The organism is Bordetella bronchiseptica (assembly GCF_900636925.1).
Classification (GTDB): domain Bacteria; phylum Pseudomonadota; class Gammaproteobacteria; order Burkholderiales; family Burkholderiaceae_B; genus Bordetella; species Bordetella pertussis.
This window is the reverse complement of the sequence record NZ_LR134326.1, coordinates 1,719,795-1,746,377: the sequence shown is the minus strand read 5'-3', so window position 1 is coordinate 1,746,377 and position 26,583 is coordinate 1,719,795. Positions and strand designations below refer to the sequence as shown.

Genomic DNA, 26,583 nt, shown 5'->3' with positions numbered 1-26,583 from the left:
TGCCCTGCGCGCCCTATCGTGGACATATTCGGCGCCAGGGCCGCGCAGGGCGACTTTTAACCGTAACGGCGGACTACAATCTACTGTGGACCACCCCCCTGCTGGATACAACTTGAAGCCTTCGCCTGAAATCCTGGCCCTGCGCTGGAAAGACACTTGCGCGCATTATTCGCCCCATGAATGGGTTGCCGCCCGGAACGTCGTCACGGCGAACAAGGCGGCGCTGGCCGATTATTTCTACGAGTGCATGCTGGCCGATCCCAACGCGGCCTTCTTCCTGTCCGACCAGTTGGTCAAGACCAAGCTGCATGCCTCCATGCAGGATTGGCTGGAGTCGGTGTACGCCGCCGCCCCCACCGAGGAATACGAGCGGACCGTGGCTTTCCAGCGCAAGGTCGGCGAAGTGCACGCGCGCATCGACATCCCGGTCCACCTGGTGATGCGCGGCGCGTGCGCGCTGATCCGCAGGATCTGCGAACTGCTGGATCGCGATGCCAGCCTGTCGGCCGCGCAGGCGGCCGCGACATGCCGCTACGTCGCGGATGTCACCATGACCGCGGTCGAGATGATGTGCCATGCCTACTCGGTGTCGCACGACCGCAATGCGCGCGCCGAGGAAGGCTACCGGCTGCTGGCCTTGTCGCAGAACGTCGGGGCCGAGCGGGAGCGCCAGCGCGCCGCCCTGCTCGACTGGGAAAACCAGTTGATGTTCGGCCTGTCGGTCGGCAAGCCATGGGACGAGCTGCCCCCCATACGCAAATCCGAATTCGGCCTGTGGTTCATCCACAAGGCGGCGCACGCCTTCGAAGGCGCGGCCGAAAGCCGCAGCGTGTCGAGCCAGCTCCAGCACATCGACCAGTTGCTGGCCGATGCGCAGCAGACCCAACCGCCGCCCGACCAGCGCCTGGCCATCCTGCACAGCGTGCGCGATGCCACCAAGGCCATCGGCTTTCTGATCGACGGCCTGTTCGAACAGGCGGGCAACCTGGAGTCGGGGCGCGATACGCTGACCCGGCTGCTCAATCGCAAGTACCTGCACGTGGTGCTGAGCAAGGAAGTGGCGTATGCGCGCAAGACCGGCGTACCCCTGTCGGTGCTGGTGGCCGACATCGATTACTTCAAGTCGATCAATGACGCCCACGGACACGACGCGGGCGACTTCGTGCTGCAGCAAGTGGCATCCCTGATTGCCTCGTACAGCCGCGGCGGCGATTACACCTTCCGTCTCGGCGGCGAGGAGTTCCTGGTGGTACTGGTCGATGCGGATGGCACGCAGGCGCTGAACGTGGCCGAGGCCTTGCGCCGCCGCATCCAGGAAAAGGCGACCGTGCTGCCCGATGGCGGCGAAGTGCGGCTGACGCTGAGCATCGGGGTGGCGGCCCACGACAGGCATCCCGACTACCAGCGGCTGCTCAAGCGCGCCGACCAGGCCCTGTACGCGGCCAAGTCCGGCGGCCGCAACCGCTGCGTGCTGGCCAATGCCGGGCCGGCCGAACCGTCGCAACGCCCGGACGCCGTGGCGCAGTCCGGCCAGCACTAGCGCGGCGCGCTTCGTCAGCGGCCGGCGCGCACCAGCACGCCGGCATGCGGCACGGTGCGCACCCCGGCCTGGCTCAGCTCCCGCCTGGCCTGTTCGCACGTCGCGGCGGCAATGCCGCGGCACGCCGCCAGATTGACCACGACCTCCAGCCCGGCGCGACGCAGCTGCAGGGCCGTCACCTTGACGCAGTAATCCAGCGCCAGGCCGCCCACCAGCACGCAGCGCACGTCGCGCGCGCGCAGGAACTCGATGACGCCGGTCGGCTGCCGCTCGGCCAGGTCGTGGTAACAAGACCCGTACGGATGCATGTCGGGCTCCACGCCTTTCCAGACGAAGAAATCGTAGGCGGCCGGCGCCGGCAAGCCGTCGAGCAACTCGAAGCCGCGCGTGCCCGGCACGCAGTGCATGTTCCAGCGCACGTCGACGTTGGCGCCCGCCACCGGGCTGAACATGGGTTGATCGGCCGTCGCCCGCCAGATGGCGTGAGGGCTGTGCGCATCTTTCGATCCCAGTCGCAGATCCGCGTGCGCCGCCTGGGCGTTGAGTTCAGGGACGATCGCGTGCCCGTCGGGCACCGGCAGTTCATCCGGGCAAAGCGGCGTGAAACTCTTTTGTGCATCCACGTCGAACGACGCGATCAGCCCGTCGACAGGCAGCTTCATGGCAAGTGCGGCGCGTGGCGCCGCCCCATTGCTGGACACAGGGCAATTTTCGCACCCGCCCGGCGGCGCGGGCAAGCCCGGCTAGGGCCGCGCGGCGCCATCTCCGGCCGTGTCGTCGGGCGGCGAGAACAGGTCCCAGCAAGCCACGAACAGCGCCGCGATCAGCGGCCCGATCACGAAGCCGTTCAGGCCGAACAGCGCCATGCCGCCCAGCGTCGAGATCAGCACGACGTAATCGGGCAGCTTGGTGTCCTTGCCGACCAGCAAGGGACGCAGGACGTTGTCGACCATGCCGATCACCAGCACGCCGAACAGGATCAACACCACGCCCTGCCAGATCGCGCCCGTCAGCAGGAAATACACCGCCACCGGCGCCCAGATCAGGCCGGCGCCGATAGCCGGCAACAAGGACAGAAAGGCCATGATCACGCCCCACAGCAGCGCGCCCTGTATGCCCAGCACCGAGAACATCACGCCGCCCAGCGCGCCCTGCGCGGCCGCCACGGCGATATTGCCCTTGACCGTGGCGCGGATCACCGTGGTGAACTTGCGAAACAGGTGCTGCTTGTGATGCTCGTCCAGCGGGACCGCGCGGCGCAGCCGGCGCGACAGCTGCGAACCATCGCGCAACAGGAAGAACAGCAGGTACAGCATGACGCCGAAGCCGATCAGGAACTGGAAGGTATCCTGCCCGATGTTGAACGCCTGGGTGGCGATGAACTGGCTGGCCTGCATCATGCCGGCCGTCAGTTTTTCCTGGATGCTGCCCAGGTCGGCGAGGTCGAAGCGCGCCAGCACGTCGTGCACCGTGGGCGGCAGGGCATCGATGGCCTGCTGCAGGTAGGCGCCGAAATTCAGGTTGCCGCTCTTGAGCCGCTGATACAGATTGGCGCCTTCCTGGACCAGCGAACCGGTGATGAAGATCAGCGGGATGATGACCACCAGCAGGACCATCAACAGCGTGAGCAAGGCGGCCAGATTGCGCCGCGGCGCCAGGCGCACGGCGATGCGGCGGTGGACCGGCGCGAAGATGATGGCCAGGATGGCGCCCCAGAACACGGCGCCGTAGAAAGGCCACAGCAACCAGGCAAAGGCGATCGTCACCACGATGAGCAGCCCGACGAACGCCCTGCTGTTGAAAAGACTCGATTGGCTCATGTTCCATCCCGGAAGCGGCCTGGCCGCACGAGGCGCTATTGTACTCAGGGCGCCTGGCGAGCCGGTCCCGCCAGGCCATTGAGCAAGGCCTGCGCCTGCGAAACCTGGTCGGAGCGGCCATTGAGCGCCTGCAGCAGTACATTGAGCTCGCTGCGCACCGAGGGATCGCGCACCTGGGTCAGCGGACCATCGGTATCGACCTGATCGCGATGGCGCGCAACGAACCCGGCCACGCGCCGCGCATCCTCCACGGCGGGTTCGAGCAGGCCGGATATCCGCGCCAAGGCCTGTGCCGGCGCCGTGACGCTGTGTTCATAGGCGCGCGCGTAGGCGTTGCGCAGGTCGGGAGGCTGCTCCATCCCGGCGCGCGCGGCGTCGGCGGCGGCGCGCGCCTGTTCGAGCCCGGTGCGCGCGGCCGCCAGGCGCTCGGCCAGCCTGTCCCAGCCGTCCTGGCGTGCGACGATCTCGTCGACCGAATGCAGCCGCAGCGCCTGCAGCGCCGCCTGCTGCGCCGCCAACGCTTCGCGCACGGCGGCGTGCGCCGCTTCCATCGGCTCGTACTGCGCCTCGTAGTCGCCCAGGGCCTTGCGCGTGGGCGGGTCGGGCGGCGCGGCCACGACGCCCGCCTGCGGCGCGGCCACTTGTTCCAGATACGCGATGAAGGCCGCGCGCTCCTCTGGCTCGCGATTCACGCATCCGGCCAGCGCAAGCACGACGGCCAGCGCCGGCAATTCCCATCCAAACCGCATAAACCTCCCTTCCAGCACCCATGCGGCGCCACTGCGCATTGCCGGCATTATCGGGCTGGCATCCGGAAAACTCCCCTGGAGCAGGCACTTTGTTGCCATCGAAGCGATCTGTGACAGGCGCCTGCGACAGGTTCTTGACAAACAAAATTCCATGCACTAGAATGCTTTGTTATTCATGCTTGCCCATAACGCCGTATATCATCATATGGCAGCAACATGGCCGATCCGGTCATGTGCCCACAGGCAAGCCGTCGGCCCCCTCATATCAGAACACGCCTGGCGTGGCCGACCCGAAACCGCAAGCCCGCGCTTTACGCCTTACGGCTTGCTACAAACCCATCGCTGCCCTGCCCTGAACGCAGGGAACCCTGGCACCACCCTTGGTGTCCAACGCTGTGTGTGTCATCCGGCAACGCCATTGGCCTGCCCACGGCACGCACTTCGAGCATCGGGATACAGCCGGTCCCCGCCGGCCTCTCCGGGTCCTTGCGATCCGCCGCCCCATGCTCCCGGCGCCACGCATGCCGCGCATGCATGTTCGCCGTACCAGGCAAGACCGCTCTTGCGGCCTTGCGCACATTCCATAACTAGAACTCGAAAGAGGAAAAACATGAACCAACTGTTTGACACCAACCACCTGATCCGCCGTCCCACGCAAACCAAGCTGGACGACACTCCCATCCACGTCGGCGACGTCGTGCATCTGCAACTGGCCGACGGCCCGGTCATCCGGGCGCGCGTGATCTACAACGCGCCGATCAACGGCACCACGACGTACACGACCGAACTGATCCGCTGCGCCGGCGACGACAAGGCCAGCCACGGCCAACGCATCCGTTTCCGCCACGAGCACGTGCATCGCATCGAGTCGGTGCGCGGCCTGACCCACTGAAGCGGCGCGGCCGGCGCGCCGTGCTAAAGTTGGCTGCGTCCGTGCCCTACGCCGTCTTGCCATGCAGCCAACCGCAACCTCCGTTCGCATCTGGGACTTGCCCACGCGACTGTTTCATTGGGCCTTTGCGGCCGCCGTCATCGGCGCGCTGGTCACCGTCAAGCTGGGCGGGCTGTACATGGACTGGCACGTCCGGTTCGGCCTGACCGCGCTGGGCCTGGTCCTGTTTCGCCTGATCTGGGGCTTCGTCGGCCCGCGCCACGCGCGCTTTGCCACGTTCGTGCGCGGTCCCGGCGCGATGCTTGCCTACCTGCGCGGCCGCGCCGCCGACCATGCCGGCCACAATCCGCTCGGCGCCCTGTCGGTGCTGGCCATGCTGGCCGTCATCGGAGTCCAGGCCGCGACCGGCCTGTTCGCCAGCGACGACATCATGATCCAGGGCCCGCTGTACGGCCACGTCAGCGAGGCAACCGCCAACACCCTTACCGGCCTGCACCAGGCCAACGAATGGATCATCTTTGGCCTGCTGGGCGCGCATCTGCTGGCCATCGCGTGGTACTCGGCGGTGCGCCGCCGGGCGCTGGTGCGCGCCATGATCACCGGCAACGCGCCGGCTGCCCAGCTGCCGCCCGCCACGCCAGCCTCGCAGGACGGCCCGGCCATCTGGCTGCGCGCCGCCGTGGTGGGCGCCTGTTGCGCGGCGCTCGTGCTGTGGATACAGGCGCAGGCCGTCGCCGTCGACATGTCGTTCTCCTAGCGCGGGCAAGCGCCGGAACGAACGAAAAAAAACCGGTCGCGCGGCCGGTTTTTTTTGCCTTGCGGGCGCGGGGGGCGCGCCGCCTTACTTCTTCTTGCGGAACGAATCGTGGCAAGCCTTGCAGCTGGCGCCCACGTCGCCGAACGCCGCCCGCACCTTGTCGTAATCGCCCGCATCGGCCGCGGCCGACAGCTTGGCCACATTGTCGGCCAGGCGCTGCTGTTTCTGCTTGAAGTCCTCGGCGTCGCTCCAGACCGCCGGCAAGGCATCGCCGCCCTCGGTGCCCGGGCCGAACGCCGCCCACGGCAGCGTCGACAGCGTCTTGAAGATATCCACGTTGGCCTTGATCTGCGCCGCATCGTAGGGCGCCTGGCCGCGCATGACCGGCTGCATGCGGCCAAAGTGCGATGCCATCAGCGTGAGGGCCGATTGGCGGTATTTGATCGCGTCCTGGGGCTTGGCGAACTGGGCCGCGGCCGGCGACGACCAGAGCGGCGCCAGCATCGTACAGACCACCGCGGCAACAATGGACAGTTTCTTCATCGGGCAAACTCCTTGTGGATGGGCAACGGCCGGCCGCCTCGCGCGCCGGCCGGATAGCCGGACTATACCGCCCGCGCCAGTTGCGCGGCCAGGCCGATATACGAGCGCGGCGTCATCGCCAGCAGGCGGGCCTTGGGCTCGTCGGGCAGCGCCAGGCCGCCGATGAACTCGCGCAAGGCCTCTTCGGTAATGCCCTTGCCGCGCGTGAGCGCCTTGAGCTGCTCGTACGGCTGCGGCAGGCCGTAGCGGCGCATGACCGTCTGCACCGGCTCGGCCAGCACTTCCCAGCACGCATCGATGTCGGCGTCGATCGCCGCGGCGTTGACTTCCAGCTTGTTCAGCCCGCGCAGGCAGGCATCCCAGGCGACCAGCGCATAGCCCAGGCCCACGCCCAGGTTGCGCAACACCGTCGAATCGGTCAGGTCGCGCTGCCAGCGCGAAACCGGCAGCTTCTCGGACAGATGGCGCAGCACGGCATTGGCCAGACCCAGGTTGCCCTCGGAGTTCTCGAAATCGATCGGGTTGACCTTGTGCGGCATGGTCGAGGAGCCGACCTCGCCCTCCTTCAGGCGCTGCTTGAAGTAGCCCAGGGCCACGTAGCCCCAGATGTCGCGGTCCAGGTCCAGCACGATGACGTTGGCGCGCGCCACGGCGTCGAACAGCGCCGCCATCCAGTCGTGCGGTTCGATCTGGATGGTATGGCGGTTCTGGGTCAGGCCCAGGCCGGCCAGCACATTGCGGCTGAAGGCGGGCCAGTCGATTTCCGGGTACGCCGACAGATGCGCGTTGTAGTTGCCCGTGGCGCCATTGAGCTTGGCCAGCGGCTCGACCGCCTCGATGGCGGCCACGGCGCGCTGCAGGCGCGCCGCCACGTTGGCGAACTCCTTGCCCAGCGTGGTCGGACTGGCGGGCTGGCCGTGCGTGCGCGACAGCATGGGCTGGTCGGCATGCGTCCGGGCCAGTTCGTTCAGCTTGGCCAGCACCTGGTTGAGCTGCGGCACGACGACTTCGGCGCGCGCACGCGTGAGCATGAGCGCATGCGAAGTATTGTTGATGTCTTCGGAGGTGCACGCGAAATGGATGAACTCGGCGGCACGCGCCAATTCGGCATCGTCGGCCACCTGTTCTTTCAGCCAGTACTCGACCGCCTTGACATCGTGATTGGTCACGCGCTCGATGTCCTTGATGCGGGCGGCGTCGGCCTCGGAAAAATTGCGCACCAGCGCGGCCAGGCGCTCGCGCGCGGCGGCCGGGAACGCCGGCAGCTCGGGCAGGCCCGCATCGGACAGCGCAACGAGCCAGGCCACCTCGACCTCGACGCGATGCGCCATGAACCCGGCCTCGGACAGCAGCCCCCGCAGCGCCCCGGCGCGCGACGCATAGCGTCCATCCAGTGGCGAAAGAGCATTGAGTTGGGTAAGCTGGTCGGCAATCTGCATGTCGGTGTAAGAAGGAAGCGGTTGTAAGCCGGGCGATTTTACCATTCGCCCTCTCTGTAACATATGTGGCAAATGCGCTGCGATCCGGCGCGCGCACGCCGATTCGAGAGCGGGCGCCCTGCTATACTTCGCCCGCTTCGACTACGCCTTTGTGACTCCATGAAACTGATCGGCTCACTTACCAGTCCTTACGTCCGCAAAGTGCGGGTCGTTATGGCAGAAAAGAAGCTGGACTACCAGCTCGAGCTGGAGAACGTCTGGTCGCCTGATTCGCAGGTACAGAAGTACAACCCGCTGGGCAAGGTACCCTGCCTCGTCATGGAAGACGGCGGCGCGCTGTTCGATTCGCGCGTGATCGTCGAATACCTCGATACCCTGTCTCCGGTGGCGCGGCTGATTCCGCAGCCGGGCCGCGAACGCGCGGCCGTCAAGTGCTGGGAAGCCATCGCCGACGGCCTGCTCGACGCCTGCGTCACCGTCGTGCGCGAACGCCTGCGCCCGGCCGCGCAGCAAAGCCCCGAATGGATCGAGCGCCAGTACGGCAAGGTGCGCGCCAGCCTGGACGCCATGGACCACAGCCTGGGCGAAAACGCCCACTGCATGGGCGTGAACTACAGCCTGGCCGACATCGCCGTGGGCTGCGCGCTGGGCTATCTGGACTTGCGCTTTGCGGACCTGGACTGGCGCGCCGATCACGCCAACCTGGCCCGCCTGTATGAAAAGCTGTCGGCACGCCCATCCTTCGTCGACAGCATGCCGCCGACCGCCTGACCGGACCGGCGTGCAATGAAAAAGGCGGCTCGCATGAGCCGCCTTTTTCATTGCCGGCCACCCTGGCCGCCGACCGGCGCCAGGATGCCATGGGCCGTCAAACCATGAACGCCTGCCATGCCTTGGTCAGCATGTAGGCCGCCAGGGCGAACAGCAGCGTGGCGAACACCCGCTTCAGCGTGCCCACCGGCAGGCGATGCGCCATGCGCGCGCCCAGGGGCGCGGTCAGCACGCTGGTGGCCACCAGCGCCAGCAGGGCCGGCCAGTAGATGTATCCCAGCATGCCGGGCCGCGTCACGCTTTCGTTCAGGCCCGAGATGACATAGCCCACGCTGTTGGCCAGCGCGATGGGAAAGCCGAGCGCGGCCGAGGTCGACACCGCCGTGTGCAGCGCCACGTTGCACCAGACCATGAACGGCACCGACAGGAAGCCCCCGCCCGCCCCGACGAGACCCGACAGAAAGCCGATACCGGCGCCGGCGGCGCTGGTGCCGACGATGCCCGGCATCTGGCGGCTTGCCTTGGGTTTCTTGCTGCGCAGCATGTTCCAGCCCGAATAACCCACGAACAGGGCGAAGAACAACGACAGCCAGGCGGTGCTCAGCGCCGCGAACACCGCGCCGCCCGACAGCAGGCCGCCGATGATGATGCCCGGCGCCATGGCCCACACAATGCTCCACTGGATCGTGCCGCGCTTCTGGTGGGCCCGCACGCTGGACACCGAGGTGAACAGGATGGAGGTCATCGACGTGGCGATGGCCGCATGCACCACCAGGTCGCCCGGCATGCCTTGCCAGGCGAACAACATCGTCAGGAACGGCACCAGCAACATGCCCCCGCCTATGCCCAGCAGCCCGGCGGCAAAGCCGACCACGGCGCCGAGCGCCAGCAGGCAAATCAACATCACTACATCCACGACAGACTCCTCTTTCCCAGGTTTATGAAACCGCTGTGGCGGCCGCGGCCGCGGCCACCGCGAGACCGGCGCGCCTCCCCTGGCGCGCCGGCCCGCATGTTCAGATGATGATGCCGCCCCCGAGGCAAACCTCGCCGTCGTACAGCACGGCCGACTGCCCCGGCGTGACCGCCCATTGGGCCTGCTCGAATGCCAGCGCGAAGCGCTCGCCGCCCGCCTGGTCCAGCCGGCATGCCGCATCGGCCTGGCGATAGCGCGTCTTGGCGCCGTAGGCGCCGGCCGCGGGCGGCTCGCCGGCGATCCAGCTCGCGTCCTGCGCCTGCAGCTGCGCCGACAGCAGCCATGGATGGTCGTGCCCCTGCACGACGTACAGCACGTTGCGCGCCAGGTCCTTGCGCGCCGCGTACCAGGCCTCGGCCGTGCCGTCGTCGCGCTGGCGCCCCTTGACCCCGCCCACGCCCAGTCCCTTGCGCTGGCCCAGCGTATAGAACGACAACCCATGGTGGGTGCCGACCCGCTGGCCCTCGGGCGTCAGGATGGGCCCGGGTTCGCTCGGCAGGTAGCGATTGAGGAACTCGCGGAACGGCCGCTCGCCGATGAAGCAGATGCCGGTCGAGTCCTTCTTGGCCGCGTTGTGCAGCCCGATCTCGTGGGCGATGCGCCGCACCTCGGTCTTGCGCAGTTCACCCAGCGGAAACAGGGTGCGCGCCAGCTGCACCTGGTTGAGGCGATGCAGGAAATAGCTCTGGTCCTTGGTGTCGTCCAGGGCCTTGAGCAACTGGTGGCGCGGCCCGGCCGGCGTCTCGACGGTGCGCACCCGGGCATAGTGCCCGGTGGCGATATGCTCGGCGCCCAGCGCCATGGCGTGGTCCAGGAAGGCCTTGAACTTGATCTCGGCGTTGCACAGCACGTCGGGATTGGGCGTGCGGCCGGCCGAGTACTCGCGCAGGAACTCGGCGAACACCCGGTCCTTGTATTCGGCGGCAAAATTGACGTATTCGAACTCGACGCCGACCAGGTCGGCGACGCTGGCCGCGTCCAGCAGGTCCTGGCGCGTCGAGCAGTATTCGGAATCGTCGTCGTCTTCCCAGTTCTTCATGAACAGGCCGACGACCTCATAGCCCTGCTGCTTGAGCAGCCAGGCGGTCACCGATGAGTCGACGCCGCCCGACATGCCGACGACAACGCGGCCTTTGCGGGTAGGATTGGATGGCATGATGCGGCTATTTTAGACGGCCGCGGCCAACTGGTCCGGCCGCGGCTCGGCCTCGCTCGATACCTCCATCAGCCAACCCCGGAACGCCTGCAAGGTCGGCGAGCTGGCCTTCTGCTCCGGATAGCACAGGTAGTACCCCTGGCGGGCGCGGATCGGCAGCTGGATCGGCACGTGCAGCTTGCCGTCGCGCAGCTCGTCCTCGATCAGGCAGCGCGGTATCAGCGCCACGCCGAAACCGGCTGCGGCGGCCTGCGACAGCAGCGAATATTGGTCGAAGCGCGCGCCTTCCAGGCTGCGCCGCGTATCGCAGCCGGCTTGCTCGAACCATTCGCGCCACCCCTCCATCGCCGAGGTGTGGTGCAGCAAGGGATACGCCAGCAGGTCGGCCGCGTCCTGGCAGCCGCCGGGCACCAGGCGCTCGCTGCACACGGGCACGACGTCGCGCCCCACGATGTAGTCGGCGCCGCTGCCGGGCCAGATGCCTTCGCCAAAGCGCACCGCCGCATCCAGTTCCGGCGTGGAAAAATCGTAGCCCTGGCGATGCGGCAGGAATTCGACATGAATGTCCGGCCGCAGGCGGCGAAACGCCGCCAGGCGAGGGATCAGCCAGCGGGCCCCGAAGGTGGGCATCGCGGTCAGGTGCAGCGTGCCGCCGCGCCCCTGGTGGGCAATCAGCTCCAGCGTGGCCGCTTCGATCTGCCCCAGGCCGGCGCGGATCTTCTTCAGATAACTGCGGCCGGCCTCGGTCAGCACCAGGCCTTGCCTGATCCGCAGGAATAGTTCGACGCCGACAAACTCCTCAAGATGTTTCACCTGTTTGCTCACGGCGCCCTGGGTCACGCACAATTCCTGTGCGGCGCGAGTGAAACTGTTGTGCCTTGCGGCGACTTCAAAAGCCTGCAGATCGGTCAGGGACGGGCAAAAACGGCGCATGGAAAAAGGGGCCGATTCAGGTTTTATGACAAACCAGCCATGAGTAAAAGGAATAGCTTACGGAGAATCTTTCGTTTGCGCAAACCAGATACCCCTTACAGAATGACGCAGTCTGCGCCAAGAACCACAAAGTTCGCGCACTGATCTGAACATCTTCCTACAGGGGAAACCATGCAACGTCGTAATGTCATCCTGGGCCTGTCCCTCGCCGCGATCCTGGCCGCCCCGCTGGCCGCCGGCGTCGCGCACGCCCAAGACGCCTATCCCAACAAGCCGATCCGCCTGATCGTTCCCTTCCCGCCCGGCGGCACCACCGACATCGTGGGCCGCCTGTTCGCCGACAAGCTGAGCAAGGAACTGGGCCAGACCGTCGTGGTGGAAAACCGCGGCGGCGCCGGCGGCTCGATCGGCAGCGCCTTCGTGGCCAGCAGCGCCCCCGACGGCTACGTGCTGGGCATCGCGACGGTGAGCACGCACGGCATCAACCCGGCCATCTACACCAACCTGCCGTTCGACGCCGAGAAGGATTTCACGCCGATCTCCAATCTGGCGGCCGTGCCCAACATCATGGTGGTCAACCCCAAGGTGCCGGCCAAGAACATCGAAGACTTCATCAAGCTGGCCAAGAGCCAGCCCGGCAAGCTGACCTATGCGTCGGCCGGCAACGGTTCGGTCTCGCACATGATGGGCGAAATGTTCAAGATGGCCTCGGGCACCGACCTGATGCACGTGCCCTACCGCGGCGTGGGCCCGGCGCTGAACGACACCCTGGCCGGCCAGGTCGACGTGCTGTATGACAACCTGCCGTCGTCGCTGCCGCACGTGCAGTCGGGCGCCCTGGTGCCGCTGGCCGTGGCCGCGCCGCAGCGCGTCGCGGCCCTGCCCAACGTGCCGACCTTCGCCGAGGCCGGCCTGCAACCCGTCAACGACTCGTCGTGGTTCGGCCTGGTCGCGCCGGCCAAGGTGCCGCAGCCTGTCATCGACAAGCTGTACGCCGCTGTCGTGAAGGTCAGCGCAGAGGACGACGTCAAGAAGCGCCTGGAAGGCCTGGGTGCCGCGCCCGTGGCCAACACGCCCGCCGAATACGCCAAGCAGATTTCCGAGGAAATCGCCAAGAACAAGCGTATCGCCAAAGAAGCCAACGTGAAGATCGACTAAGCGCGCTCCCCCCCCCCGCCCGCGCGGCGGGGGGCCGATTCCAGCACCTGCACTCATATATGTTTATTACCCAGCCTCTGTCCTACCGACTCGACCTGCCGACCGAATATCCCCACGCGCAATCGTCCGCTCCCCTGGTGCTGGATTCCCCGCACAGCGGCGCGGCCTACCCGCCGGATTTCGCGCCGTCGGTGTCGGCCGGCGCGCTGCGCACGGCGGAGGACACCTGGGTCGACGATCTGTGGGGCGATGCGGTCGGGCTGGGCGTGCCGCTGATCGCCGCCAGCTTCCCGCGCAGCTACATCGACGCCAACCGCGCCGTCGATGAAATCGATCCGCTGCTGCTTGCGCAGCCGTGGCCCGAGGCCATCAACGAGTCGCCCAAGGTGAAACTGGGCAAGGGCCTGGTGTGGCGCATGCTGGACGACGGCACGCCGCTGTACGACCGCAAGCTGTCGGTCGACGAGGTGCGCCATCGCATCGAGGCCTGCTGGAAGCCGTATCATCGCGCCCTGGGCGCAGTCCTGGACCAGGCACATGCCCGCTTTGGCAAGGTCTGGCACATCAATTGCCATTCGATGCCCAGCGTGGCGGGCGCCTTCGCGACCGACCAGCCGGGTCTGGTGCACCCCGACTTCGTGCTCGGCGACCGCGACGGCTCGACCAGCGACCCCGCCTTCCGCGAGTTCGTCGCCGCGTGGCTGCGCGAGCGCGGCTACGACGTATCGGTCAACGACCCGTACAAGGGCGTGGAACTGGTGCGCGCGTTCGGCCGCCCGGCCGATGGCCGCCACAGCCTGCAGATCGAGATCAACCGCAAGCTGTACATGGACGAAGTCTCGCTGCGGCCCAACGACAACTATCCGCGCCTGAAGGCGCACCTGCGCGAGCTGACCACCGCGCTGGTTGACTGGACGCGCGCGCAGGCGGCCTGACGCCGGACGTCTGCGCACTCGTGCATGGCGGGCTTGCGCCCGCCATGCAGCCGCCCCGTTGGACGACCACGCCAGCGGGGCTTTTTTTCGCCGGCCGCGCGGCTGGACGGCGCGGGAGCGCGCCTCGCGGCGCGTGGCGCTTTTCCTCTTCCCCTGCCATCAACGCGTCGCAAGGACGCCACCGGCTGCCCCGATACCGGCGCCCTGTGAGGATTCGTGTATAACTACGGCGAACCTTCGGAGGAGAAGCGTCAATGCAAATCGGGGTACCTAAAGAAACCCGGGATGGGGAAACCCGCGTCGCGGCAACGCCAGAGACCGTCAAGAAGTACATAGGCGGCAAACACAGCGTGATCGTCGAACGCGGAGCAGGCGTGGCCGCGCATTACCCGGACAGCGCCTATGAGGAGGCCGGCGCCACGCTGGGCACGGCCGAAACCGCACTGGGTTGCGAGCTGGTGCTGAAAGTCCGCGCGCCGGCCGACAACGAACTGCCGCACATGAAACGCGGTGCGGTGCTCGCCGGCATGCTCGATCCGTTCGATGCCGACGGCCTGCAACGCCTGGCCGCCGCGGGGCTGACCGCCTTCGCGCTGGAAGCGGCGCCGCGCATCACCCGCGCGCAAAGCCTGGACGTGCTGTCATCGCAAGCCAACCTGGCCGGCTACAAGGCGGTACTGCTGGCGGCCAACTACTACGGCAGGCTGCTGCCCATGATGATGACCGCCGCCGGCACGCTGAAGGCGGCCCGCGTGGTCGTGCTGGGCGCCGGGGTGGCGGGCCTGCAGGCCATCGCCACCGCGCGCCGCCTGGGCGCCGTGGTCGAGGCCTCGGACGTGCGTCCGGCCGCCAAGGAGCAGATCGAGTCGCTGGGCGCCAAGTTCATCGACGTTCCGTTCGAGACCGATGAAGAGCGCGAAATCGCGCAGGGTGTCGGCGGCTACGCCCGTCCCATGCCCCCGGCATGGATGGCCCGGCAGGCCGAACTGGTCGCCCAGCGCTGCAAGCAGGCCGATATCGTCATCACCACCGCGCTGATCCCCGGCCGCCCGGCGCCCACGCTGCTGACGGCCGAAACCGTGCAGGCCATGAAACCCGGATCGGTCGTGGTCGACCTGGCGGTCGAGCGCGGCGGCAACTGCCCGCTGACGCAAAAAGGCCTGGTGGCCGACCACCACGGCGTTACCCTGGTCGGCCTGACCAATCTGCCCGGAATGTTGCCCACCGACGCATCGGCGCTGTATGCGCGCAACCTGCTGGATTTCCTCAAACTCATCGTCGATGCCGAAGGCGCGCTGGCCATACGGCGCGATGACGAAATCGTCACGGCCTGCCTGATGTGCGAAGGCGGCCAGGTTACCCGGAGGTCATAAGATGGAAAGCATCAGCCCTACCCTGATCAATCTGATCATCTTCGTGCTGGCCATCTATGTCGGCTACCACGTGGTCTGGAATGTCACCCCCGCGCTGCATACGCCGCTGATGGCGGTCACCAACGCGATCTCGGCCATCATCATCGTCGGCGCCATGCTGGCCGCCGCGCTCACCGAGGGCGGACTGGCGCGCACCATGGGCGTCGTCGCCGTCGCCCTGGCGGCGGTCAATGTATTTGGCGGCTTCCTGGTCACCCGGCGCATGCTGGAGATGTTCAAGAAGAAGGAACGCAAGCCCGGCGCGGAGGGTGCGCAATGATTTCGTTGAACCTGGTTACGCTGTTCTACCTGATCGCCTCGGTCTGCTTCATCCAGGCGCTCAAGGGCCTGTCACACCCCACCACGTCGCGGCTGGGCAATACCTTCGGCATGGTCGGCATGGCCATCGCGGTCCTGACCACGGCGGCGCTCATCATCGCGCTGGCGCGCGACGGCGCCGGCCCCGGCCTGGGCTGGGTGCTGCTGGGCCTGCTGATCGGCGGCAGCGCCGGCACCCTGATGGCCAAGCGCGTCGAAATGACCAAGATGCCCGAGCTGGTGGCCTTCATGCACAGCATGATCGGCCTGGCCGCCGTGGCCATCGCGGTCGCGGTGGTGGCCGAGCCGCATGCCTTCGGCATCGCCACGGCCGGCGGGCTGATACCCACCGGCAACCGCCTGGAGCTGTTCATCGGCACCTTCGTGGGCGCCATCACTTTCTCCGGGTCGGTCATTGCGTTCGGCAAGCTGTCGGGCAAGTACAAGTTCCGGTTGTTCCAGGGAGCGCCGGTCGTGTTTCCCGGCCAGCACCTGCTCAACCTGGCGCTGGCCTTGCTGATGCTAGGCTGCGGCCTGTGGTTCATGGCCACGCAGGCCTGGCCGCCTTTCGTCATCATGACGGTACTGGCGTTCGCGCTGGGCGTGTTGATCATCATCCCCATCGGCGGCGCCGACATGCCCGTCGTGGTATCGATGCTCAACAGCTATTCGGGATGGGCGGCCGCCGGCATCGGGTTCTCGCTGAACAACCCCATGCTGATCATCGCCGGCTCGCTGGTGGGCTCTTCGGGCGCGATTCTCTCGTACATCATGTGCAAGGCGATGAACCGCTCGTTCTTCAACGTGCTGCTGGGCGGGTTCGGCGGCCAGGCGGGCACGGCCGCCGCGGCCGGTGACGGCCAGCAGCGCAGCGTGAAGTCGGGCAGCGCCGACGACGCGTCGTTCCTGATGGCCAACGCCGAAAGCGTGGTCATCGTGCCGGGCTACGGCCTGGCCGTGGCGCGCGCCCAGCACGCGCTCAAGGAACTGGCCACCAAGCTGGGCGAAAAAGGCGTGCAGGTGAAATACGCCATCCATCCGGTGGCCGGCCGCATGCCTGGCCACATGAACGTGCTGCTGGCCGAGGCCGAGGTGCCCTACGACCAGGTGTTCGAGATGGACGACATCAACGGCGAATTCGGCCAGACCGACGTCGTGCTGGTGCTCGGCGCCAACGACGTGGTCAACCCGGCGGCCAAGAACGACCCTGCCTCGCCGATTGCCGGCATGCCCATCCTCGAGGCCTACAAGGCCCGCACCGTCATCGTCAACAAGCGTTCGATGGCCGCGGGTTACGCCGGCCTGGACAACGAGCTGTTCTACATGGACCGCACGATGATGGTGTTCGGCGACGCCAAGAAGGTGCTGGAAGACATGGTCAAGGCCGTGGAATAAGGCACGGGCCCCGGTGCGGCGCATGGCGCCGCGCCGGGGCCCGCCTAACGGCGCGCGCGCAATTGCCCTGGCGTCACGCCAAAGGCGCGCCGGAAGGCCGTGGCGAAATTGGCCGCGCTGGTATAGCCGGCCAGGCAGGCGGCCTGGGCCACGCTCAGGCCGTCGCGCTCCAGCCCCAGCCGCGCACGCGTCAGGCGCGCGCCGCGCAGGCACTCGAACACCGTCATGCCCCATGCGGCGCGAAAATGACGCTGCAGCGTATTGACGCTCAGGCAGGCATGGCGGGCGATTTCTTCCAGGCTCCAGGCATCGGCCTCGCCGCTTTCCAGCAGTTCCCGTATCCGCGCCATGCGCAGGAAATCGCGCCGGGCCAGTCCGCCGCGCCCGGCCTGCGGCGCCGCACCGGCCCCGGCCTCCAGGCCGTCGAAGCCCTCGACCAGCAGATCCAGCGCACGCGACTCCAGGTATAGGCGCCACAGCGCCGGCGCCAGCGCCGGCGGGCGCAGCATCTGCTCGGCCAGCGTGATCGCCTGGGCCGATGCCGGCCAGCAATGCATGGCCAGATGGCGCTGGGCAAACGCCGCCAATGCCGCGCCGTCGGCGCCCAGGCGCCGCGCCAGCCAGTCGTGGCTGAATGCAAGGCTGACCGTGCGCTCGATGTCGCCGCGGCGCGACTGGCGCGCGAACGTCGCCGGCGCGGCGACCGCCACCAGGGCGCCCTGCACCCCGTCGCCGCCGTGCGGGCCGCGCGGCAGGCGGCAATGGCCGATGGAGACATCGGCGCGCCCGCCTATGGTCAGCGCCAGGCGCAGGCCGGGCTTGAGTTCGGCGCGCACGGCGGCGCCCTGCAGATCGCGGATATCGACCCGGTGCACCACCACGCCGGGCGCCACCTCGCTGGTATCGAACACGCCCTGGAAAACCGGCCGCTCCTTGCCGGGCACCGACAGGTAGTAGCGCGCGGCGCTGTGGCGCGACAGATCGATCAGCGTCTGGCCCGCCACCAGGGCGGCGCCGGCGCCGGCGCCGCCGCGCGGTGCGCGTGGAGGAGTCTGGGTCATGAATGAATGGCGATAGTGCAAAGGCTTATGGCGCGTGCCGAAACCTTTGCCGGGATCTTCTCTGACAGAATCATGAACGCCAAATCTTATTAGAAATCATTCCCAATCGCAAACAGGCCCGATACATGGCTGGCCGCCATGCGGACGGGCCCGCGCACGCACACGGAGAAGCCGCATGTCCACCCCCCGATTCGCGCTGCATTACGCCAGCGCGTCAGTCCTGCTGGCCGCATCCGGCCTAGCCATGGCGCAGACGGCCACCCAGATCCACGATCCGTCGCAGGTGCAGCAGATGGCGACGGTGCAGGTGCTGGGCACGGCCGAAGAGGAAATCAAGGAGTCGCTGGGCGTCTCGGTCATCACCGCCGAGGAGATCGCCCGCCGCCCGCCCACCAATGACCTGTCCGACCTGATCCGCCGCGAACCCGGCGTCAACCTGACCGGCAACAGCGCCAGCGGCGCGCGGGGCAACAGCCGCCAGGTCGACATCCGCGGCATGGGCCCCGAGAACACCCTCATCCTGATCGACGGCAAGCCCGTCACCTCGCGCAATGCGGTGCGCTATGGCTGGAACGGCGACCGGGACACGCGCGGGGACACCAACTGGGTGCCCGCCGAGGAAGTCGAGCGCATCGAAGTGATCCGCGGCCCGGCCGCCGCCCGCTACGGTTCCGGGGCCATGGGCGGCGTGGTCAACATCATCACCAAGCGCCCCGCCGATCGCGCCACCGGCTCCATCACCTACTACACGAACCAGCCGGAAGACAGCCGCGAGGGCAACACCAACCGCGTCAATGCGCGCATCAGCGCGCCGATCAGCGACACGCTGAGCATGCGGCTGTACGGCAACTACAACAAGACCAATCCGGATGCCCGCGACATCAACGCCGGCCACGCGAACACCAGCGACAACGGCAACCCCTCGACCGCCGGACGCGAGGGCGTCATCAACCAGGACCTGAGCGCACTGTTCTCGTGGAAAGCCGACAGCCGCAACACCGTGGACCTGGACATGGGCTTCAGCCGGCAGGGCAACCTGTTCGCCGGCGACACCATGAACAACGCCAACAGCGACTTCTCGGACAGCCTGTACGGCAAGGAAACCAATGCGATGTACCGCGAGAACTATGCGCTGACGCACCGCGGCGTCTACGACTGGGGCACCTCGCGCGCCAGCGTCGGCTATGACTACACGCGCAACGCGCGTCAGCGCGAAGGCCTGGCCGGCGGCCCCGAGGGCGCGCCTACCGCGGGCGGCTACGACACCGCACGCCTGAAGAACTGGCGCGCCGCGGCCGAGGCCAGCGTGCCGTTCCATCTCGGTTTCGAGCAGGTCGCCACGGTCGGCGTGGAATGGCTGCGCGAATCGCTGGAAGACCCCGCCGGCACGCGCCAGACCTATACCGGCGGCGCCATCGGCGGCACGGCCCCGGCCGACCGCGACCCGAAATCGCGCCAGACCAGCTATGCGCTGTTCGCCGAGGACAACATCGAGATCGACGAGCGCACCATGCTCACGCCCGGCGTGCGCCTGGACCACAACAGCGAATTCGGCAGCAACTGGAGTCCCAGCCTGAACGCCTCGTACGCCGTCACCGACGCGCTCAAGCTCAAGGGTGGCATCGCGCGCGCCTACAAGGCGCCCAACCTCTACCAATCCAACCCCAACTACCTGCTGTACAGCCGCGGCAATGGCTGCCTGGCCTCGCAGACCAACACCAACGGCTGCTATCTGGTCGGCAACGAGGACCTCTCGCCGGAAACCAGCGTCAACAAGGAAATCGGCTTCGAGTACGACCCGGGCACGTGGCGCACCAGCATGGCCTATTTCCGCAACGACTACCGCAACAAGATCGTCGCCGGCACCGACGTCCAGTACCGCCTGGCCAATGGCGCCCGGGTGCTGCAATGGACCAACAGCGGCAAGGCCGTGGTCGAAGGGCTGGAAGGCAACCTGTTCATTCCGCTGGCCAGCAATCTCGACTGGAACACCAACTTCACCTACATGATCCAGTCCAAGGAAAAGGCTACCGGCGAACCCTTGAGCGTGATTCCCGAATACACCATCAACAGCACGCTGGACTGGTTCTACACGCCGCAGCTGTCGTTCCAGGCCAATCTCACCTATTACGGCAAGCAGGAAGGCCCGTCCACCAATGTACGCACCGGCGTCGAACTGAACGGCGACGGCCGCCAGACCATCAGTCCGTATGCCCTGGCGGGCCTGAGCATGGGCTACGAAGTCAACCGGAACCTGAAGTTCCGCGTCGGCGTGAGCAACCTGTTCGACAAGCAGCTGTACCGCGAAGGCAATGCCAGCAGCGCGGGCGCGGCCACCTACAACGAACCGGGGCGCGCCTATTACGCCACGGCGACGGTGTCGTTCTGACCATGGCGACGGCTCTCCTGCCGCGTCGCGCCGCCCCCTGGCTGCTGGCCGCCGCCCTGCTGCCGGCCGCATCGCGGGCCCAGCCGGCGGCCGTGCCGAGCGAACCGCCCGAGCGCGCGCGGGCGCGCCTGGGCGTGCTGGGGCTGGTCCAGCAGACCGTGCTGGCGCGCGGCGGGGGCTTGCGCAACGTGCGCCTCACCGTGGCCGTGCCGGCGGGCCAGCCGCCGGCCGCCGGCTGGCCGGTCATCTATATGCTCGACGGCGGCGCCGCCCTGCAGGCGCTGGCACAGGCCAACCGCGCCGACCTGGCCCGGCAGGCCGTGCTGGTGGGCATAGGCTACGACAGCCCGGGCCGCATCGATGGCCAGGCACGCGCCTGGGACTACACCCCTGCCCTGCCCGGTACCGGCGTCCATGGCACGCCGGACCCGCGCAGCCCGCAACGGCGCAATGGCGGAGCCGAGGCCTGGCTGGAATTCATCGAAACGCGCGTCAAGCCCTGGGTGGCGGGCACGACGCGCGTCGATACCGGCCGCCAGACCCTCTACGGCCACTCGTACGGCGGCCTGTTCGTCCTGCACACGCTACTGGCCCGTCCGCAAACGTTCCAGCGCTATGTCGCGGCCAGTCCATCCTTGTGGTGGCATGCGCCTTACATGATGCGGCGCGCGTCCGACGCGGGGGATTTCAGCCACGGCGCGCCAACCCTGCACCTGATGGCCGGCGGCGCCGAAATGCTGCGCCGCCCCGGCGCGGCGCCCTTGGCCACGGCGGGCGCGACCACCCGGCTGGCCGCGATCCTGGCCGCCAAGCCAGGCCTGTCGGTCACGCTGCGCGAGTTTCCCGGGCTGTCGCATGGCGCCATGCTGCCCGCCTCGGCGCAGGCGGCCGCCGAGCTGGCCGCTCAGCCCTGAGTGGCCAGGCGCTGGTCGACCACTTCGATCCAATGCCTGACGGGCGTATCCGTGCCGCTTTGCAGGTGGCCGATGCAACCGATGTTGGACGACATGATGACGGTCGGCGCCGCGGCGGCGATCTCGCCCAGCTTGCGGTCGCGCAGGGTGAGCGCGATGTCCGGATTCAGGACGGAATAGGCGCCAGCCGAGCCGCAACACAGATGCGACTCGCCGAACGGCGCCAGCTCGAACCCCAGCTCGACCAGCAGACGCTCGGCCAGCGGCCGCAGGCCTTGCCAATGCTGCAGCGTGCAGGGCGGATGGAAGGCCGCGCGCGGACCCGGCGCCAGCCGCTCGCGCAGCGCCGCCGCGTGCGGCGCCACCACTTCGGCGACATCCTTGACCAGCGCCACGATCCTGGCGGCGCGCTCGGCGTAGTCCGGGTCTCGGCGCAAATGGTGCGCATACTCCTTCACCATGGCGCCGCAACCCGAGGCGTTCATGACGATGGCCTCGATCTCGCCGCGCTCGACCCAGGGCCACCAGGCGTCGACGTTGGCACGCATCTGCGCCAAGGCCTCGCCTTGCGCGTCCAGGTGGAAGTTGACGGCGCCGCAACAGCCCGCGCCCGGCGCCAGGCGCGCGCCGATGCCAATGGCGTCGAGCACGCGCAGGGTGGCGGCGTCGATGGTGGGCATCATGGACGGCTGCACGCAGCCGGTCAGCATCAGCACCTGGCGCTCATGGCGCGACGGATCGGGCAACAGGCCGGGCGGCCGCGCCGCCGGCACCTTGCGCCGCAACGCCTGCGGCAGCATGGCGCGCACCATCTGGCCCAGCCGCATGGCCGGGCCGAACCAGGCCGAATTCATGCCTCTGCGCAGCGCTTCGCGGCGCAGCCTGTCGCCCAGCCGGCGCGGTACGCGCTCGTGGACCAGTTGGCGGCCGATATCGACCAGCCGCCCATACTCCACCCCCGATGGACAGGTCGTTTCGCAATTGCGGCAGGTCAGGCAGCGGTCCAGGTGCTGCTGGGTGGCCTGGGTCGGCTCGCTGCCTTCGAGCAGCTGCTTGATCAGGTAGATGCGGCCGCGCGGACTGTCCAGCTCGTCGCCCAGCACCTGGTAGGTCGGACACGTGGCGGTACAGAAACCGCAATGCACGCAACGGCGCAGGATGGCATCGGCCTCCTCGCCGAAATCGGTATCGCGTGCCCAAGAAGCAAGATTTGTTTGCATGGCGCCAGGGTATCTTCCAGTATTTGCAGGCCCTAGAGTTCGGGCACCAGACGCCCGGGGTTGAACAGGCCGGCCGGATCCAGCTCCTGCTTGAGGCGGCGCGTGATGGCCGCCACGCCGTCCGAAAGGGGATGGAACACGCCGTCGGCCGGCGCCGCGCGGCCGGCGGCACGAAACAGCGTGGCATGCCCACCCGCCTGGGCGGCCGCCGCGCGCACCGCCTGCGCATCGTAGTGGCCGCTGAGCCAGCGCTGTCCGCCGCCCCATTCGATCAGGGTGGGGCCCAGCGCCAGCGCGGGCGCGGTGGGCGGCACCGCCAGCCGCCACAGGGGCATGCCGCGATCGAAGAAGGCATGGCTCTGCTCGCGCAAGGACTCCCACCAGTCGTGGGCCTGCGCCGCATCCAGCAGTTCTCCGCCCAGGACTTCGCGGGCCGCCTGCACCGCCGGCGGCGCGCCGGCCAGCCGCAGCACCACCGCGCCGCCGCCGTCGGCCGCGCCATCGGCCGTCCAGCAACTGGCCGAGATCGGCAGCGGCCGCCCGCGCCATTGTCCGAACCAGCGCAGAGCCTCGTCCTGCGTGGCGGGCAGCCGCAACGACTCCACCACGGCCGGCCGGGGCACGACTTTCAGCGAGACTTCCAGCAAGGCGCCGAAAATCCCTTGCGCGCCGGCCTGCAGCCGCGAGACGTCATAGCCGGCCACGTTCTTCATGACTTCCCCGCCAAACGCCAGGATATGGCCCTGCGAATCCAGCAGGCGCGCGCCCAGCACGAAATCGCGCACGGCGCCGGCGGCCATGCGGCGCGGCCCGGACAGGCCGGCGGCCACGCAACCGCCCAGCGTCGCGCCAGGCCCGAAATGCGGCGGCTCGAAAGCCAGCATCTGGCCGTGCTCGGCCAGCGCCGCCTCGAGCTCGGCCAGCGGCGTACCCGCGCGCGCCGTCACCACCAGTTCCGAAGGCTGGTAGCTGACGATGCCGCGATAAGGGGTCATGTCCAGCAGGCAGTGGCCATCTTGCGGCGTCACGGCACGATGATTGCCGTAAAACCCTTTGGTGCCGCCACCGACGATGAACAGAGGCTTGTGACCGGCGCGCGCCGTCATCACCTGATCGCACAACTCCGACAGGACGAAATCCATGGCCGCACGCCCTAGAAGCGCGCCAGATCGGGAAATCTCATTTCGCCGGCATGCACGTGCATCTTGCCGTATTCGGCGCAGCGTGCCAGCGTGGGTATGACCTTTTCAGGGTTGAGCAGGCCGGGCGGGTCGAACGCCCGCTTGACCGCCAGGAAGGCATCGAGTTCGTCACGCGAGAATTGCACGCACATTTGATTTATTTTCTCCATACCCACACCGTGCTCTCCGGTCACGGTGCCTCCAACCTGCACGCACAGCTCGAGAATGGCGGCGCCGAACTTCTCGGCGCGCTCGACCTCATCGGGCTTGTTCGAATCAAACAGTATCAGGGGATGCAGATTGCCATCGCCGGCATGGAACACGTTGGCGCAGCGCAGGCCGAAATCGTCTTCCATCTGCTCGATGGCGCCAAGCACGCGCGCCAGGTGGCGCCGGGGAATCGTGCCGTCCATGCAATAGTAGTCGGGCGACACGCGGCCGGCGGCGGGAAAGGCATTCTTGCGGCCGGCCCAGAAGCGCAGGCGCTCGGCTTCCGAGCCCGATACCTGCAGGCGCGTCGCGCCGGCCCGCTTGAATACCGCCTCCATCATGGCGACCTCGTGGGCCACCTCCTGCGGCGTGCCGTCGGCCTCGCACAGCAGGATGGCCTGCGCCTGGAGGTCGTAGCCCGCCTGCACGAAGGGCTCGACCATGTGGACCGCCTGGCGGTCCATCATCTCCAGCCCGGCCGGGATCAGGCCTGCGGCAATGATCTGCGTGACCGCGTTGCCCGCCGCTTCGACGCTGGCGAAGCTGGCCATGACCACTTGCGCGCAGGCCGGCGAGGGAATCAGCTTGACCGTGATTTCGGTCACCACGCCCAGCATGCCTTCGGAGCCGACGAACACCGACAGCAGGTCCAGGCCGGGCGCATCGGGCGCTTCCGAGCCGAGCTCGACGATCTCCCCGTCGATGGTCACCACACGCACGCGCAGCACGTTGTGTACCGTCAGCCCGTACTTGAGGCAATGTACGCCGCCGGAGTTCTCGGCCACGTTGCCGCCGATCGAACAGGCGATCTGGCTGGATGGGTCCGGGGCGTAGTAAAGCCCGTAAGGCGCGGCGGCTTCGGAAATGGCCAGGTTGCGCACGCCCGGCTCGACCACGGCCGTGCCGCCGGCGGGGTCTATGCGCTTGATACGGTTGAGCTTGGACAGCCCCAGCAGCACGCCCTGCGCGTGCGGCATGGCCCCGCCCGACAGACCGGTCCCCGCGCCGCGCGCCACGATCGGCACGTTCATGCGCTTGCACAGCTGCATGATGGCGCGCACCTGCGCCTCGTCTTCCGGCAGGGCCACCACCGCCGGCAGCGCCCGGTACAGCGACAGGCCGTCGCACTCGTACGGGCGTGTGTCCTCTTCGCGATGCAGCACGCAATGCGCGGGCAGTATCGACAGCAAGGCCTCGATCAGCGGCTGGGGCGCAAAGCCTTCCCGCCTGGGCGAAAAACCGGCATCCACCAAGGTGTTCATGACCGGAACAATAGCGCGAGCCCCCCTCGGTGCACACTACCGGATTTACCCGCACAACCTCGCCAGGCGGGCATGAAAAAGCCCACGCGACGTTCGCGTGGGCTTGCCGGGCACCGCGCGCCGCGGCGCCGGCGCTACCAGGCGATGATCTTGCCCGGGTTGAGGATGTTGTTCGGATCGAAGGCATGCTTGAGGCTGCGCATGAGCGCCAGCGCCTCCTCGCCGTGCTCCTCGGCCATGAACTGCATCTTGTGCAGGCCGACCCCATGCTCGCCGGTGCAGGTGCCGTCGGCGGCAATCGCGCGACGGACCAAATTGTGATTAATGGTTTCAGACTCCTGCCACTCCTGCGGGCTGTCGGCGTCGAGCAGCATCAGGACGTGGAAGTTGCCATCACCCACATGGCCCACGATGGTGTACGGGAAACTGGCGCGCTCGAGTTCGTCGACGGTCTCGCGCACGCAATCGGCCAGGCGCGAAATCGGCACGCACACGTCGGTGGTGCTGGCGCGGCAGCCCGGCCGCAATTGCAGGCCGGCGAAATAGGCATTGTGCCGCGCGGTCCACAGCCGGCTGCGGTCTTCCGGGCGCTCGGCCCACTCGAAGTCCATGCCGCCGTGCTCGGCGGTGATCGCCTGCACGGTCTCGGCCTGCTCCTGGACGCCGGCCGGACTGCCGTGGAATTCGAACAGCAGCAGCGGCGTCTCGCGCAGCGTCAGCTTGCTGTGCATGTTGACGGCGCGCACGGACGCCTCGTCCATGAACTCCACGCGGGCCACCGGCACCCCCATCTGGATGATCTCGATGACGCTTTGCACCGCCGCATCCAGGTTCGGGAAATTGCAGATGGCCGCCGAGACGGCCTCGGGCTGCGGATACAGGCGGACCGTCACCTCGGTAATGATGCCCAGCGTGCCCTCGCTGCCCACGAAAATGCGCGTCAGGTCGTAACCGGCGGACGATTTGCGGGCGCGGCCCGCCGTGCGCAGCACGCGCCCGTCGGCGGTCACCACGGTCAACGCCATGACGTTCTCGCGCATGGTGCCATAGCGCACCGCGTTGGTGCCCGAGGCGCGCGTGGCGGCCATGCCGCCCAGGCTGGCATCGGCGCCGGGATCGATCGGAAAGAACAACCCCGTATCGCGGATCTCCTCGTTGAGCTGCTTGCGCGTGACGCCGGCCTGCACCGTGACCGTCAGGTCTTCCGCGTTGACGGCCAGCACCTGGTTCATCTGCGACAGGTCCAGGCTGATGCCGCCCTGGATGGCCAGCAGGTGCCCTTCCAGCGACGAGCCGGCGCCATAGGGAATCAAGGGGACGCGGTGCTCGTTGCACAAGCGGGCCACCTCGGCCACGTCCTCGGTGGAATGCGCGAACACGACCGCATCCGGCAGCATCGGAGGGTACGGCGATTCGTCGCGGCCGTGGTGCTCGCGCACCGCGTGCGCCGTCGACAGGCGATCGCCGAAGCGCGCCTTCAAGGCGTCGAGACAGGCGGGCGGCACCGGACGGCGCAACGCTTCGGCAGGCTGGGGAGCGTTCATGGCATCTA

The 26,583-nt window shown here is 67.8% G+C and carries 24 protein-coding genes; 11 read left to right on the top strand and 13 right to left on the bottom strand.

From position 1 onward, the window contains the following. Window positions 1-112 precede the first annotated feature (112 nt). Window positions 113-1,540: a diguanylate cyclase gene (locus tag EL288_RS08090; protein WP_003813002.1), complete on the top strand. Its 1,428-nt coding sequence runs from the start codon at window positions 113-115 to the stop codon at window positions 1,538-1,540. Window positions 1,541-1,554: 14 nt separating this feature from the next. Here the strand turns inward: EL288_RS08090 and EL288_RS08085 are convergent, their stop codons facing one another. From EL288_RS08085 to EL288_RS08075, 3 genes are all read right to left on the bottom strand, one after another. Further along, complete coding sequence (locus tag EL288_RS08085; protein ID WP_003813004.1) at window positions 1,555-2,202, bottom strand: isochorismatase family protein; 648 nt, start codon at window positions 2,200-2,202, stop codon at window positions 1,555-1,557. A gap of 81 nt (window positions 2,203-2,283) precedes the next feature. Continuing rightward, window positions 2,284-3,360, bottom strand: a complete 1,077-nt coding sequence (locus tag EL288_RS08080) for an AI-2E family transporter (protein ID WP_003813006.1) — start codon at window positions 3,358-3,360, stop codon at window positions 2,284-2,286. A 44-nt stretch (window positions 3,361-3,404) separates the two neighbouring features. After that, window positions 3,405-4,109 carry a DUF3053 domain-containing protein gene (locus EL288_RS08075; protein WP_232018724.1) on the bottom strand — a complete coding sequence of 235 codons (705 nt, stop codon included), beginning with the start codon at window positions 4,107-4,109 and terminating at the stop codon, window positions 3,405-3,407. A gap of 610 nt (window positions 4,110-4,719) precedes the next feature. On the opposite strand from EL288_RS08075, the gene EL288_RS08070 reads away from it, so the two are divergent. Next, window positions 4,720-5,001: a hypothetical protein gene (locus EL288_RS08070; protein WP_003813010.1), complete on the top strand. Its 282-nt coding sequence runs from the start codon at window positions 4,720-4,722 to the stop codon at window positions 4,999-5,001. A 61-nt stretch (window positions 5,002-5,062) separates the two neighbouring features. Beyond that, entirely contained in the window at window positions 5,063-5,758 is a 696-nt protein-coding gene (locus EL288_RS08065) for a cytochrome b/b6 domain-containing protein (protein WP_003813013.1), read from the top strand. Window positions 5,759-5,842: 84 nt separating this feature from the next. Here EL288_RS08065 and EL288_RS08060 read toward each other — a convergent pair whose 3' ends face one another. Together EL288_RS08060 and purB are read right to left on the bottom strand one after the other, a co-directional pair. Continuing rightward, entirely contained in the window at window positions 5,843-6,301 is a 459-nt protein-coding gene (locus tag EL288_RS08060; protein WP_003813017.1) for a c-type cytochrome, read from the bottom strand. Window positions 6,302-6,363: 62 nt separating this feature from the next. Continuing rightward, the gene (purB, locus tag EL288_RS08055) at window positions 6,364-7,740 is read right to left on the bottom strand and encodes an adenylosuccinate lyase (RefSeq protein ID WP_033446450.1); all 1,377 of its coding nucleotides are present in this window, start codon (window positions 7,738-7,740) and stop codon (window positions 6,364-6,366) included. A gap of 159 nt (window positions 7,741-7,899) precedes the next feature. Here purB and EL288_RS08050 point away from each other — a divergent pair, with 159 nt between their 5' ends. After that, a complete protein-coding gene (locus EL288_RS08050; RefSeq protein WP_003813020.1) occupies window positions 7,900-8,511 on the top strand; it encodes a glutathione S-transferase in 612 nt (203 codons plus the stop codon). Between the two features lie 97 nt (window positions 8,512-8,608). On the opposite strand, the gene EL288_RS08045 is transcribed toward EL288_RS08050, so the two are convergent. The 3 genes from EL288_RS08045 to gcvA all read right to left on the bottom strand — a co-directional run bounded on the left by EL288_RS08045 (window position 8,609) and on the right by gcvA (window position 11,576). Beyond that, window positions 8,609-9,427 (bottom strand): sulfite exporter TauE/SafE family protein, encoded by an 819-nt coding sequence (locus EL288_RS08045; protein ID WP_003813022.1) that lies wholly within the window; start codon window positions 9,425-9,427, stop codon window positions 8,609-8,611. Window positions 9,428-9,527: 100 nt separating this feature from the next. Further along, window positions 9,528-10,643 (bottom strand): tRNA 2-thiouridine(34) synthase MnmA, encoded by a 1,116-nt coding sequence (gene mnmA / locus EL288_RS08040; protein ID WP_003813026.1) that lies wholly within the window; start codon window positions 10,641-10,643, stop codon window positions 9,528-9,530. 12 nt (window positions 10,644-10,655) lie between these two features. Further along, window positions 10,656-11,576: a transcriptional regulator GcvA gene (gene gcvA / locus EL288_RS08035; protein WP_003813028.1), complete on the bottom strand. Its 921-nt coding sequence runs from the start codon at window positions 11,574-11,576 to the stop codon at window positions 10,656-10,658. A gap of 171 nt (window positions 11,577-11,747) precedes the next feature. Here gcvA and EL288_RS08030 point away from each other — a divergent pair, with 171 nt between their 5' ends. The 5 genes from EL288_RS08030 (at window position 11,748) to EL288_RS08010 (ending at window position 16,794) form a co-directional block, all read left to right on the top strand. Beyond that, window positions 11,748-12,734 carry a Bug family tripartite tricarboxylate transporter substrate binding protein gene (locus tag EL288_RS08030; protein ID WP_004567553.1) on the top strand — a complete coding sequence of 329 codons (987 nt, stop codon included), beginning with the start codon at window positions 11,748-11,750 and terminating at the stop codon, window positions 12,732-12,734. Window positions 12,735-12,793: 59 nt separating this feature from the next. Then, the gene (locus EL288_RS08025) at window positions 12,794-13,669 is read left to right on the top strand and encodes an N-formylglutamate amidohydrolase (RefSeq protein ID WP_033458773.1); all 876 of its coding nucleotides are present in this window, start codon (window positions 12,794-12,796) and stop codon (window positions 13,667-13,669) included. Window positions 13,670-13,923: 254 nt separating this feature from the next. Next, window positions 13,924-15,042, top strand: coding sequence for a Re/Si-specific NAD(P)(+) transhydrogenase subunit alpha (locus tag EL288_RS08020; RefSeq protein ID WP_003813035.1), 1,119 nt, complete (start codon window positions 13,924-13,926; stop codon window positions 15,040-15,042). Between the two features lies 1 nt (window position 15,043). Then, the gene (locus tag EL288_RS08015; RefSeq protein WP_003813037.1) at window positions 15,044-15,361 is read left to right on the top strand and encodes an NAD(P) transhydrogenase subunit alpha; all 318 of its coding nucleotides are present in this window, start codon (window positions 15,044-15,046) and stop codon (window positions 15,359-15,361) included. Further along, window positions 15,358-16,794, top strand: coding sequence for an NAD(P)(+) transhydrogenase (Re/Si-specific) subunit beta (locus tag EL288_RS08010; RefSeq protein ID WP_003813039.1), 1,437 nt, complete (start codon window positions 15,358-15,360; stop codon window positions 16,792-16,794). The genes EL288_RS08015 and EL288_RS08010 overlap by 4 nt, the downstream gene beginning before the upstream one ends. 44 nt (window positions 16,795-16,838) lie before the next feature. On the opposite strand, the gene EL288_RS08005 is transcribed toward EL288_RS08010, so the two are convergent. After that, window positions 16,839-17,855 carry a helix-turn-helix transcriptional regulator gene (locus tag EL288_RS08005; protein WP_126621908.1) on the bottom strand — a complete coding sequence of 339 codons (1,017 nt, stop codon included), beginning with the start codon at window positions 17,853-17,855 and terminating at the stop codon, window positions 16,839-16,841. Window positions 17,856-18,030: 175 nt separating this feature from the next. Between EL288_RS08005 and EL288_RS08000 the strand changes: the two genes are divergently transcribed. Both EL288_RS08000 and EL288_RS07995 read left to right on the top strand, forming a co-directional pair. Then, on the top strand, window positions 18,031-20,244 hold the full coding sequence (locus EL288_RS08000) for a TonB-dependent siderophore receptor (protein ID WP_033446448.1): 2,214 nt from the start codon (window positions 18,031-18,033) through the stop codon (window positions 20,242-20,244). Window positions 20,245-20,246: 2 nt separating this feature from the next. Then, window positions 20,247-21,158 carry an alpha/beta hydrolase gene (locus EL288_RS07995; RefSeq protein WP_015064124.1) on the top strand — a complete coding sequence of 304 codons (912 nt, stop codon included), beginning with the start codon at window positions 20,247-20,249 and terminating at the stop codon, window positions 21,156-21,158. Here EL288_RS07995 and glcF read toward each other — a convergent pair. The 4 genes from glcF to EL288_RS07975 all read right to left on the bottom strand — a co-directional run bounded on the left by glcF (window position 21,149) and on the right by EL288_RS07975 (window position 26,575). Then, entirely contained in the window at window positions 21,149-22,378 is a 1,230-nt protein-coding gene (gene glcF / locus EL288_RS07990) for a glycolate oxidase subunit GlcF (RefSeq protein WP_003813047.1), read from the bottom strand. The two genes, EL288_RS07995 and glcF, sit on opposite strands and share 10 nt — an antisense overlap. Window positions 22,379-22,410: 32 nt before the next feature. After that, window positions 22,411-23,520 (bottom strand): glycolate oxidase subunit GlcE, encoded by a 1,110-nt coding sequence (gene glcE, locus EL288_RS07985; protein WP_003813049.1) that lies wholly within the window; start codon window positions 23,518-23,520, stop codon window positions 22,411-22,413. 11 nt (window positions 23,521-23,531) lie between these two features. After that, window positions 23,532-25,031: an FAD-linked oxidase C-terminal domain-containing protein gene (locus EL288_RS07980; protein WP_003813050.1), complete on the bottom strand. Its 1,500-nt coding sequence runs from the start codon at window positions 25,029-25,031 to the stop codon at window positions 23,532-23,534. A 134-nt stretch (window positions 25,032-25,165) separates the two neighbouring features. After that, the gene (locus EL288_RS07975; protein WP_003813052.1) at window positions 25,166-26,575 is read right to left on the bottom strand and encodes an FAD-binding oxidoreductase; all 1,410 of its coding nucleotides are present in this window, start codon (window positions 26,573-26,575) and stop codon (window positions 25,166-25,168) included. Window positions 26,576-26,583: the final 8 nt, after the last annotated feature.

Excerpts from the sequence above, each read along its gene's own strand:
- EL288_RS08085 (WP_003813004.1), bottom strand. The coding sequence starts at position 2,202 with ATGAAGCTGCCTGTCGACGGGCTGATCGCGTCGTTCGACGTGGATGCA.
- EL288_RS08080 (WP_003813006.1), bottom strand. The coding sequence starts at position 3,360 with ATGAGCCAATCGAGTCTTTTCAACAGCAGGGCGTTCGTCGGGCTGCTC.
- EL288_RS08075 (WP_232018724.1), bottom strand. The coding sequence starts at position 4,109 with ATGCGGTTTGGATGGGAATTGCCGGCGCTGGCCGTCGTGCTTGCGCTG.
- EL288_RS08070 (WP_003813010.1), top strand. The coding sequence starts at position 4,720 with ATGAACCAACTGTTTGACACCAACCACCTGATCCGCCGTCCCACGCAA.
- EL288_RS08065 (WP_003813013.1), top strand. The coding sequence starts at position 5,063 with ATGCAGCCAACCGCAACCTCCGTTCGCATCTGGGACTTGCCCACGCGA.
- EL288_RS08060 (WP_003813017.1), bottom strand. The coding sequence starts at position 6,301 with ATGAAGAAACTGTCCATTGTTGCCGCGGTGGTCTGTACGATGCTGGCG.
- purB (WP_033446450.1), bottom strand. The coding sequence starts at position 7,740 with ATGCAGATTGCCGACCAGCTTACCCAACTCAATGCTCTTTCGCCACTG.
- EL288_RS08050 (WP_003813020.1), top strand. The coding sequence starts at position 7,900 with ATGAAACTGATCGGCTCACTTACCAGTCCTTACGTCCGCAAAGTGCGG.
- mnmA (WP_003813026.1), bottom strand. The coding sequence starts at position 10,643 with ATGCCATCCAATCCTACCCGCAAAGGCCGCGTTGTCGTCGGCATGTCG.
- gcvA (WP_003813028.1), bottom strand. The coding sequence starts at position 11,576 with ATGCGCCGTTTTTGCCCGTCCCTGACCGATCTGCAGGCTTTTGAAGTC.
- EL288_RS08030 (WP_004567553.1), top strand. The coding sequence starts at position 11,748 with ATGCAACGTCGTAATGTCATCCTGGGCCTGTCCCTCGCCGCGATCCTG.
- EL288_RS08025 (WP_033458773.1), top strand. The coding sequence starts at position 12,794 with ATGTTTATTACCCAGCCTCTGTCCTACCGACTCGACCTGCCGACCGAA.
- EL288_RS08020 (WP_003813035.1), top strand. The coding sequence starts at position 13,924 with ATGCAAATCGGGGTACCTAAAGAAACCCGGGATGGGGAAACCCGCGTC.
- EL288_RS08015 (WP_003813037.1), top strand. The coding sequence starts at position 15,044 with ATGGAAAGCATCAGCCCTACCCTGATCAATCTGATCATCTTCGTGCTG.
- EL288_RS08010 (WP_003813039.1), top strand. The coding sequence starts at position 15,358 with ATGATTTCGTTGAACCTGGTTACGCTGTTCTACCTGATCGCCTCGGTC.
- EL288_RS08005 (WP_126621908.1), bottom strand. The coding sequence starts at position 17,855 with ATGACCCAGACTCCTCCACGCGCACCGCGCGGCGGCGCCGGCGCCGGC.
- EL288_RS08000 (WP_033446448.1), top strand. The coding sequence starts at position 18,031 with ATGTCCACCCCCCGATTCGCGCTGCATTACGCCAGCGCGTCAGTCCTG.
- EL288_RS07995 (WP_015064124.1), top strand. The coding sequence starts at position 20,247 with ATGGCGACGGCTCTCCTGCCGCGTCGCGCCGCCCCCTGGCTGCTGGCC.
- glcF (WP_003813047.1), bottom strand. The coding sequence starts at position 22,378 with ATGCAAACAAATCTTGCTTCTTGGGCACGCGATACCGATTTCGGCGAG.
- glcE (WP_003813049.1), bottom strand. The coding sequence starts at position 23,520 with ATGGATTTCGTCCTGTCGGAGTTGTGCGATCAGGTGATGACGGCGCGC.
- EL288_RS07980 (WP_003813050.1), bottom strand. The coding sequence starts at position 25,031 with ATGAACACCTTGGTGGATGCCGGTTTTTCGCCCAGGCGGGAAGGCTTT.
- EL288_RS07975 (WP_003813052.1), bottom strand. The coding sequence starts at position 26,575 with ATGAACGCTCCCCAGCCTGCCGAAGCGTTGCGCCGTCCGGTGCCGCCC.